Origin of the sequence: Mesorhizobium intechi, assembly GCF_002879535.1 — a bacterium.
Lineage (GTDB): Bacteria > Pseudomonadota > Alphaproteobacteria > Rhizobiales > Rhizobiaceae > Mesorhizobium > Mesorhizobium intechi.
In genome coordinates this window covers 1-9,780 of the sequence record NZ_PNOT02000344.1, presented here as the reverse complement: position 1 = coordinate 9,780, position 9,780 = coordinate 1, and the positions used below count along the sequence as shown (strand labels likewise).

Below are 9,780 nucleotides of genomic sequence, written 5' to 3'. Positions count from 1 at the left end.
CGCTCCTGGCGTTCGATTGCGCGCTCGAACCTGCCACCCACGAGCCTTCATTTGCGATTTCCGCCGGCGGCCACGAACCTGGCAAGGGATGCCATCGATCCTTTGGAACGAAATAGGCAGCGCTTGCGTGGCTGGCCACGCGTGCGCCCATCGACGGGCGTTGACGAACAGCAAAAGGCCCTTGAAGGGATATCCTTCAAGGGCCTTTTCAACGCTATCGGTACGGCTTCTTACACCGAATAGTACATGTCGTATTCGACCGGATGAGGGGTCATTTCGAAGCGCATCACTTCGGCCATCTTCAGCTCGATGTAGCTGTCGATCTGATCGTCGTCGAAGACGCCGCCGGCCTTCAGGAAGCCGCGGTCCTTGTCGAGGCTCTGGAGCGCTTCACGCAGCGAACCGCAGACGGTCGGGATCTTTTTCAGCTCCTTCGGCGGCAGGTCGTAGAGGTCCTTGTCCATCGGCTGTCCCGGATGGATCTTGTTCTTGATGCCGTCGAGACCGGCCATCAGCATGGCGGCGAAGGCGAGGTAGGGGTTCGCGCCCGGATCGGGGAAGCGGACCTCGACGCGCTTGGCCTTCGGCGACGAGCCGAACGGGATACGGCAGGAGGCCGAACGGTTTCGCGCGGAGTAGGCGAGCAGCACCGGCGCTTCATAGCCGGGCACCAGACGCTTGTAGGAGTTGGTCAGCGGGTTGGTGAACGCGTTGATCGCCTTGGCGTGCTTGATGATGCCGCCGATGTAGAACAGGCAGCTTTCCGACAGGCCGGCATATTCGTTGCCGGCGAAGGTCGGCTTGCCACCCTTCCAGATCGACTGGTGGACGTGCATGCCCGAGCCATTGTCGCCGAAGATGGGCTTCGGCATGAAGGTGGCCGTCTTGCCATAGGCGTTGGCGACCTGATGCACGACATACTTGTAGATCAGCATCTTGTCGGCGTTGCGGACCAGCGTGTCGAACTTGATGCCGAGTTCGTGCTGCGCGGCCGCCACCTCGTGGTGATGCTTTTCGACGCGCACGCCCATTTCTGCGAGCACGGTCAACATCTCGGAGCGCATGTCCTGCGCGCTGTCGATCGGCGGCACCGGGAAATAGCCGCCCTTGATGCGCGGGCGGTGGCCGAGATTGCCGGTCTCGTAGTCGGTGTCATCGTTGGACGGAAGCTCGGTGGAGTCGAGCCTGAAGCCGGTGTTGTAGGGATCGGCCTTGTACTTGACGTCATCGAACACGAAGAACTCGGCTTCCGGGCCGACGAAGATCTGGTCGCCGATGCCTTCCGACTTCATGTAGGCCTCGGCCTTCTTGGCCGTGCCGCGCGGGTCGCGGTTGTAGGATTCGCCCGAGACCGGGTCGAGGATGTCGCACAGGATCACCATGGTCGACTGGGCGAAGAACGGGTCCATGTGGACCGTGTCCGGATCGGGCATCAGCACCATGTCGGACTCGTTGATGGCCTTCCAGCCAGCAATCGAGGAGCCGTCGAACATGACGCCATCGGCAAACATGTCTTCCTCGACCTCGACGATATCCATCGTTACGTGCTGCAGCTTGCCCTTCGGGTCGGTGAAGCGCAGGTCGACGAATTTCACGTCGTTGTCCTTGATCTGCTTCATGATGTCTTTGGCTGTCGTCATGTCCTGTATCCCTGTTTGATGACGTTTTTTGATGGATGACGTTTTTGGAGGATGGTCGCGTCAGACCGCATCCATCCCGGTCTCACCGGTACGGATGCGCACGACTTCCTCGATATTGGAGACGAAGATCTTGCCGTCGCCGATCCGGCCGGTCTGGGCCGCCTTGCGGATGGCCTCGATGGCGCCTTCGACCGCGTCATCGCCGAGGACGACCTCGATCTTCACCTTGGGCAGGAAATCGACGACATATTCGGCGCCACGGTAGAGTTCGGTATGGCCCTTCTGACGTCCGAAGCCCTTGGCCTCGGTCACGGTGATGCCTTGCAGTCCGGCCTCCTGAAGCGCTTCCTTCACTTCGTCCAGCTTGAATGGCTTGATGATCGCTTCGATCTTTTTCATGTAAAAAGTGGCCTCCACTGCCAAAAAAACGGGTTGTGAACCCCCGCTTGCGCCTCCATCAAGCACGAACTGTGCCAGATAGCTGGATTCGAAGCGGTTTCATACGATTTCGAAGCCATGCCGCGCCGAAATGCAGATTCGCGTCATTCACTGCATCTGATGTGGCATGAACCACAGGAACCTACACGGTGATGCCATTTGCGTCCGCACAAAAGAGAGGCAAGTTGCTCATGTTGTGGGCAATCTTGCGCTTGCGACATGCATTCTGGCGGCCTACCAGCGGATCGCGGCAACTCCTCCCTGTTTGCGTCGAGCCGAAAACTGGACAATGCTTGATCGAATGCGGATCGGCAATCCATGAGCGATGAACTTCTTACTTCCGCCGAAATGGGCGAGGCGGACCGGCTGACGATCGCCGCCGGTCCAATCGACGGCATCGGCCTGATGCGCCGTGCCGGCGAAGCGGTCGCCGGCGAAGTTCTCAGGCGTTACCCCTCAGCGATGCATGTCCATGTGTTGTGCGGGCCCGGCAACAATGGGGGCGACGGCTATGTCGTCGCCCGCATCCTGGCCGGCAGCGGCGTCGCCACCACGATCTGGGCGTCCGGTGCGCCGAGGCCGCAAAGCGACGCAGCACTTGCGGCGGCGGAGTGCCCGATCGCGTCCCGGCCACTGTCCGTGTTTGAAGCGGAGCCCGGCTCGATCGTGGTCGATGCGCTCTACGGGGCGGGGCTGTCCAAGCCGCTGTCGGGCGATGCCGCCAGAGCGGTGGGTGTCGCCACCGCTCTGCATTTGCCGGTTGTCGCGGTCGATCTGCCCTCGGGCGTTTCCGGCGACAGCGGCAGAGTTTTGGGCGTGGCGTTTGCCGCAGCCGCCACTGTGACCTTCGCGCGCAAGAAGCCCGGCCATCTGCTACTACCGGGCCGGGAGCGATGCGGCGACATCGTGCTCGCCGATATAGGCATCGGCGACGACATCATCGCACGGCTCCAGCCCCGGGCGGTCGACAACAGGCCGGCGCATTGGCTCCGCGATTTCCCGGTGCCGGCTGTCGACGCACACAAGTACAAGCGCGGCCATGTCGGCGTCTTTTCCGGCGGGCCGAGCGCCACCGGAGCGGCACGGCTGTCGGCGCTTGCCGCGGCTCGAAGCGGGGCAGGGGCGGTGACCGTGCTGTCGCCGGGCAACGCCATGACGGTCAATGCCGGCCATCTGACCTCGATCATGCTGAGCAAGACCGATGATGTCGCCGACATCAGGGAATTTGTCGGCGAACGCCGGCCTTCGGCCTTCGTTCTTGGCCCCGGCTTCGGCGTCGGCGACAAAACGCGGACCTTTGGGCTGGCGCTCCTCGCCTGCGGACAGGCTCAAGATGCCGCCGCGCAAGTTGATGGCCTTGTGTTCGACGCCGACGCGATCACCGCGTTTCGCGAGGCACCGGAAATCTTGTTTGAAGCGGCGCGCCGGCCGAATGCACCGGCCCTGGTGATGACCCCACACGAAGGGGAGTTCTCCAGGTTGTTTCCTGATATCGCCGATGACAATGTTTCGTCCAAGCTCGACAAGGCGCGCGCGGCGGCCGCACGTGCCAATGCCGTTATCGTCTACAAGGGCGCGGACACGGTGATCGCTGCTCCCGACGGCCGGGCGGCGATCAATTCCAATGGCGCGGCGTGGCTTGCCACTGCCGGGTCGGGCGACGTGCTGTCCGGCATCACCGCTGGTCTGCTGGCGCAGGCCATGCCGCCCTTCGAAGCAGCCTGCGCGGCGGTGTGGATCCATGCCGACGCCGGCAGCCGGTTCGGGCCCGGGCTGATTGCCGAGGATCTGCCGCTGGCGCTGGTACCGGTGTTGCGCGAGCTGGTCGAAGCACGTCCCAAGGTGCCGGTCGGATGAAGCGTTTCGCGCTCGCCGTTGCGGCCGTCCTATTTGCACCGCATGGCGTGCGCGCCGAACAGCCGGTAACCATCGTCGACGATCCGGCGGTGCTCGCCGCCCTCGATGCCAACCACGCGACACCTTGGGCGAGCGTTATCAGCGTGCCCAGGGACTCCGGGTTCGGCGCGGCCGAGGAGGAATGCGTGCTCGGCTACCGCTGTCAGACGCCCATCAGTCGCTTCACAGCGGAATGTTGTCGTGCTTCTTCCAGGGGTTCTGCATGTCCTTGTTGCGCAGCATCCGTAGCGCCCGGGCGATGCGGCGGCGGGTCGAGTGCGGCATGATCACCTCGTCGACATAACCGCGCTCGGCGGCGACGAACGGCGACAGGAAGCGATCCTCGTAAGTCTTTGTATGGGCTGCGATCTTTTCCGCGTCGCCAATGTCTTTGCGGTAGATGATCTCGACCGCGCCTCGCGCTCCCATCACCGCGATCTGCGCCGTCGGCCAGGCATAGTTCATGTCGCCGCGCAGATGCTTCGACGCCATCACGTCATAGGCGCCGCCATAGGCTTTGCGGGTGATGACGGTGATCTTCGGCACGGTCGCCTCGGCATAGGCGAAGAGCAGCTTGGCGCCATGCTTGATCAGCCCGCCATATTCCTGCGCGGTGCCGGGAAGGAAGCCAGGCACATCGACGAAGGTGACGATCGGGATCGAAAAACAGTCGCAAAAACGCACGAAGCGCGCCGCCTTGCGGCTGGCGTCGGAATCGAGCACGCCGGCCAACACCATCGGCTGATTGGCGACGAAGCCGACCGTGCGGCCCTCGACGCGCCCGAAGCCGGTGACGATGTTCTTGGCGAAACTCTGCTGGATTTCGAAGAAGTCACCCTCGTCGGCGACCTTCAGGATCAGCTCCTTGATGTCGTAGGGTTTGTTGGCGTTGTCGGGGATCAGCCGGTCGAGCGACAAATCGTGGTCGGTGACCGACTGGTAGCATTCGATCTCGGGAATGTCCGACGTGTTCGAGGCCGGCAACAGGTCAATCAGCCGGCGCATCTGCAAGAGCGCCTCGACGTCATTGTCATAGGCGCCGTCGGCGATGGAGGATTTGGTTGTGTGCACCGAGGCGCCGCCGAGGCTTTCGGCCGTCACCGTCTCATTGGTGACGGTCTTCACCACATCCGGGCCGGTGACGAACATATAGGAGGTGTCGCGCACCATGAAGATGAAGTCGGTCATCGCGGGCGAATAAACGTCGCCGCCCGCGCAAGGACCCATGATCACCGAAATCTGCGGAATGACGCCGGACGCCAGCACGTTGCGCTGGAAGATCTCGGCATAGCCGCCGAGCGCCGCCACGCCCTCCTGGATGCGCGCACCGCCGGCATCGTAGAGCCCGATGATCGGCGCGCGGTTGCGCAGCGCCATCTCCTGCACCTTGATGACCTTTTCGGCATGGGCTTCCGAAAGCGAGCCGCCGAACACGGTGAAATCCTTGGCGAAGAGGTAGACCGGACGGCCGTTGACCGTGCCCCAACCGGTGACGACGCCATCGCCGGCGATCTTGGTCTTCTCCATGCCGAAATCGGTCGAGCGGTGCTCGACATACATGTCGAACTCTTCGAAGGAGCCTTCGTCGAGGAACACCTCGATGCGTTCGCGCGCGGTGAGCTTGCCCTTCTTGTGCTGGGCGTCGATGCGCGCTTGGCCACCACCCATGCGGGCGATGTCGCGCCGGCGCTCGAGTTCCTGCAGCACGTCCTTCATCGCTCGGTCCCCAAAAAAAGAAGCTGCATTTGTGGTAATGATGCCCGTCGGGGAGCGCAAGCGTCGGCTTTTGGCTGGTTTGTGCTGCACTGCAACATGACGCCCCTTGCATTCCGGGACGAACTCAGCCATATGCAGCCCATAGGCGCTTGGGCCGGGAGATTCCGGCCTTCTCGACAAATGAGACTGGTTGCGTCTGTTTTCCCTCTTTCCGGCAAATCGGTAAGGCGGCGAAAAAGCCCCGTGGCATGATGCCTGCGGGCACGACAGCGCAGCCGAGTGGACGCAAACGTCCGCCCGCCTTGTCGTTTCATATCAAGTTTTTCGACGGCAGGTTGCGCCCTGCCGCCATTGATGTTTGCGGCCAAGAAGCCGCACGAAAGAAGATTATTTTGACCAACGAAAACACATTGCCCAGCAACGACACCGCGGAACTGTCCGGTTTCGCAGCGCTGGGAATCACGGGTGCGCTGCTCAAGGCCACCCACAATGCCGGCTTCACTGAGCCGAAGCCGATTCAGGTGCAGGCCATCCCGCCGCAGCTGGAAGGCCGTGACATTTTCGGCATCGCGCAGACGGGCTCGGGCAAGACCGCGGCCTTTGCGCTGCCCATCCTGTCGAAGATCATCGCGCTGGGCACCAAGCGGCGCGCCAAAACGACCCGCGCGCTGATCCTGGCGCCGACCCGCGAGCTTGCCGTGCAGATCGAGGATACCATCAAGATCCTCGCCAAGGGCGCGCATGTTTCGACGGCACTCGTGCTCGGCGGCGTCTCGCGCTTCAGCCAGGTGAAGAAGGTTGCTCCCGGCGTCGACATCCTGATTGCCACACCCGGCCGATTGACGGACCTGGTGCGCGAGGGCGACCTCATCCTCGCCGACACCAAATGGCTGGTGCTGGACGAGGGCGACCGGATGCTCGACATGGGCTTCATCAACGACGTCAAACGCATCGCCAAGGCGACCGCGCCTGATCGCCAGACGGCGCTGTTTTCGGCCACCATGCCGGACGAGATCGCCGAACTGGCCAAGGGTCTTCTGAAGAACCCCGTCCGCATCGAGGTCTCGCCGCAAAGCACCGCGGCGGCCGAGATCGTGCAGGGGGTCGTCTTTGCCCGCACCAAGCAGAAGCGCCAGGTGTTGTCGACGATGCTTGCCGACGCGGCGATGAAGTCCGTCATCATCTTTTCGCGCACCAAGCATGGCGCCGACCGGGTGACAAAGGACCTCGAGCGCGATGGCTTCAAGGCCGCCGTCATCCATGGAAACAAGTCGCAGAATGCCCGTCAGAAGGCGCTGAACGATTTTCGCGATGGATCGGTCCGCATTCTGGTTGCGACTGATATCGCGGCGCGCGGCATCGACGTCCCCGGCATCAGCCATGTCGTGAATTTCGACCTGCCGGATGAGGCGGAAAGCTATGTCCACCGCATCGGCCGCACCGGCCGCAACGGCATGGACGGCATTGCGATCACGCTTTGCGATCCTTCGGAAAACAGCAAGCTGCGCCAGGTCGAGCGCATCATCCGAACCAAACTGCCGATCGTCGCCGACCATCTCGGCAGCCCCGATCCGCAGCGCAATCCGGCTGAAAAGAATGAGCGCTTCGAGCCTGCCAATGATCGCAACGGTCGTCGCGATGGCCGCCGGCCGGGCGGCGACAACAAGGGCAACGCCTTTGGCAAGAAGCGCTTCGGCGACAAGCCGGCCTTTGCAGGTGAGCGCAAGCCGGAAGGCGCCAAGCCTTTCAAGGGCAACAACAAGCGCCGTTTCGGCGGCAAGCGTCCGGCGGCGCGGGCTGCCTAACCAGGCCTCATTGCGGCCGGCCAGGCGTTGGCGCTTGGCTGGTTGCCTGATTGACACAGAAGAAGGCGGCCGAAGCGATGCTTCGACCGCCTTTTTTCGTCCGTGCGCGCTACTTCGCCACCGCCTCGATCCAGACGGCGATGCGTTGCGCCAGAAATGCGGTGGTCGACGGCGACAGCGCATCGCCGGCAATGACATGGTTGTCCGGGTCGCCGGTGTCGTCGACCGGCACCAGTTCGTGCGGTGCGCCCCAGCGCCCTGCGATTTCGCGGGTGCGGTCTGGCCGCACCACCCTGTCCGAATCCGAAAAGATGAACAGGGCGGGGATACCAGCCTTCTCGACCGGCGCCCCATAGGCGAGTTCCGTCAACGCCTGCATCGGCAACGTCGCTGCAACCGGATACTTGGTGGTCCAGAATTTCTGGTGCAGCGCGTTGTGCGCCACAAAACTACGCTCCTTGCCGATGACGAGTTCCGCGATCTGCTTCCCCCAGGGCATCGTCAGGATTTCGGCGCCGGATGCCTTCACGCCGAAATTGGGCGAGATGAATGCAATCGCCGCTACCCCATCCGATGCACCCGGCTGCGTAGCCGCACATGCCGCCAGAGAGCCGCCGGTGGAGGTCGAGATGACGATCACCTTGTCGCCGATTGCCCGGCCGACGGCGAGCGCTTCCTCATAGTCGTTGATCCAGGCGTTGACGCTGCCTTGCGTCATCGCCGCGCTGTCCTGCCCATGACCGGTCAGGCGGGTGTAGAAGAGATTGGCGTCGAGCAACTCGGCCACGTCGTCGGGCAGGGGGCGGACCTCGCCCTTCGAAGCCGAGAAACCGTGGATGTAGACGATCGACAGCGGCGTCTTGCCATGCACCATCGGGTTGGCCCAGACGACCTCCTTCTCCAGCCCGTCGCGGATGCCGGGCACGGCGGCTTCCACCTTTGCCACATAAGCCTGCGGATCGTCACCGATGACGGAAGGATCGAAGCGGATCGTGGTGTCGACGGGAACGCGCGGGCCGAAGAGGAAGGCCAAGGCAAGCACGGCGACCAGGGCCAGCACAGCAAGCACGATCCGTCGCCCCATCGCAGACTCCACGCAACGACAACAAGCTATGGCGGCGGCCATGAACAGGCAACGGCCGTTCAGGCCGTCGCAGCACCAAATCCTGTGGGCACCCTATCCGTTGGGTGACTTGCGATCGTATTGCAGCGGCCGCGCCTTCCAGCTGGTCATCAGGCTGATCACCCATCGGCTTATCGGCCTGGGCAACAAAGCGAGAAATTTCAGCGGCCAGCTCGTCCGGTACGGAAAGGTGACTTCGAAGCCGCCGGATTTGATTGCCTTCACCATACGGCGCGTCGCCCGGGTGACCGGCATCAGGCCAGGCATAGGCAGCATGTTCTTTTCGGTCAGCGGCGTGTCGACAAAACCTGGGTTTATCACCTGGACGCGGATGTTCATCTTGTCGAAATCATACTTCAGCGACTCGGCCAGGATGTTGATCGCCGCCTTGGTGCCGCCATAGGCGGCCGTGGTTGGCCAGCCGAAGTAGGCGGTGACCGATCCGACCAGCACGACGTGACCGCGCGACCGCACGCGCATATACTCCACGGCCGGCACCAAGCCGTTGATGATACCGAAATAGTTGACCTCGAAGGACCGGCGAAAATCCTTGACGACGAGAGCTTCTCCAGGCGTCGAAATGTAGTTTCCGGCATTGAAGACGGCGAGCACGATGGGGCCGAGCTCCTTCTCGATCGCGGCCACCGTTCTTGCCATGCGCGGCTCGTCCGTGACGTCGCAGGGAAAGGCCGTGACGCTGCCCGGCATCTGCGCGGTCTCGACGATGAGCGTGTCGATTGGATCGTCGTCCAGTGCCGTTACCGCCACCGCGTAGCCCTGGGACGCCAGATCCCTGGCCAGCGAGCGGCCAATGCCGCTGCTGCCGCCCGTGACCCAGGCGACGCCGTGTTTCGGATCGGCCCGATAGAGTGTCATGCCGCGCCCTGCCGAGTTGTTGGTGCCTTGCTCTAGCGGTCGGCAAATCGAATGAAAAGAGGGCTTCTCGACCACGGGTGCAAATGAATTGTGGGATATCGGGCAGGCTGCCAGGGGTGTGGAAGCACAGCAGTGCCGGAAATGCGACTGGACCAGGCGAATTCTTGCCTTGAAACCGAAGCTTCGGGTTTCTAGGGTTTCGGCGCACGCACACAAGGAATCCTGAATGCCCCGTTCTGTGATCGACGCGATCGGCAACACGCCTCTGATCCGCCTTAACAAAGCG

Annotated in this window: 8 protein-coding genes; 3 read left to right on the top strand and 5 right to left on the bottom strand. The window is 62.8% G+C overall.

Annotation, left to right across the window (positions count from 1 at the left end):
* On the top strand, positions 1–243 hold a 243-nt coding region (locus tag C1D09_RS33535; RefSeq protein WP_208760445.1), incomplete at its 5' end, for a hypothetical protein.
* Here the strand turns inward: C1D09_RS33535 and glnA are convergent.
* Positions 231–1,640 (bottom strand): type I glutamate--ammonia ligase, encoded by a 1,410-nt coding sequence (glnA, locus tag C1D09_RS29050; protein WP_143977427.1) that lies wholly within the window; start codon positions 1,638–1,640, stop codon positions 231–233. The genes C1D09_RS33535 and glnA overlap by 13 nt on opposite strands.
* 60 nt (positions 1,641–1,700) lie before the next feature.
* Positions 1,701–2,039 (bottom strand): P-II family nitrogen regulator, encoded by a 339-nt coding sequence (locus C1D09_RS29045; RefSeq protein WP_006205430.1) that lies wholly within the window; start codon positions 2,037–2,039, stop codon positions 1,701–1,703.
* A 357-nt stretch (positions 2,040–2,396) separates the two neighbouring features.
* Between C1D09_RS29045 and C1D09_RS29040 the strand changes: the two genes are divergently transcribed.
* The gene (locus C1D09_RS29040; protein WP_143977426.1) at positions 2,397–3,935 is read left to right on the top strand and encodes an NAD(P)H-hydrate dehydratase; all 1,539 of its coding nucleotides are present in this window, start codon (positions 2,397–2,399) and stop codon (positions 3,933–3,935) included.
* A gap of 222 nt (positions 3,936–4,157) precedes the next feature.
* Here the strand turns inward: C1D09_RS29040 and C1D09_RS29035 are convergent, their stop codons facing one another.
* Positions 4,158–5,690: an acyl-CoA carboxylase subunit beta gene (locus C1D09_RS29035; RefSeq protein ID WP_143977425.1), complete on the bottom strand. Its 1,533-nt coding sequence runs from the start codon at positions 5,688–5,690 to the stop codon at positions 4,158–4,160.
* 392 nt (positions 5,691–6,082) lie between these two features.
* Here C1D09_RS29035 and C1D09_RS29030 point away from each other — a divergent pair, with 392 nt between their 5' ends.
* Complete coding sequence (locus C1D09_RS29030; protein WP_143977424.1) at positions 6,083–7,495, top strand: DEAD/DEAH box helicase; 1,413 nt, start codon at positions 6,083–6,085, stop codon at positions 7,493–7,495.
* Positions 7,496–7,604: 109 nt separating this feature from the next.
* Here the strand turns inward: C1D09_RS29030 and C1D09_RS29025 are convergent, their stop codons facing one another.
* Positions 7,605–8,579, bottom strand: coding sequence for an alpha/beta hydrolase (locus C1D09_RS29025; RefSeq protein WP_143977423.1), 975 nt, complete (start codon positions 8,577–8,579; stop codon positions 7,605–7,607).
* A gap of 93 nt (positions 8,580–8,672) precedes the next feature.
* Positions 8,673–9,494 (bottom strand): SDR family oxidoreductase, encoded by an 822-nt coding sequence (locus C1D09_RS29020; protein ID WP_143977422.1) that lies wholly within the window; start codon positions 9,492–9,494, stop codon positions 8,673–8,675.
* Between the last annotated feature and the right edge of the window lie 286 nt (positions 9,495–9,780).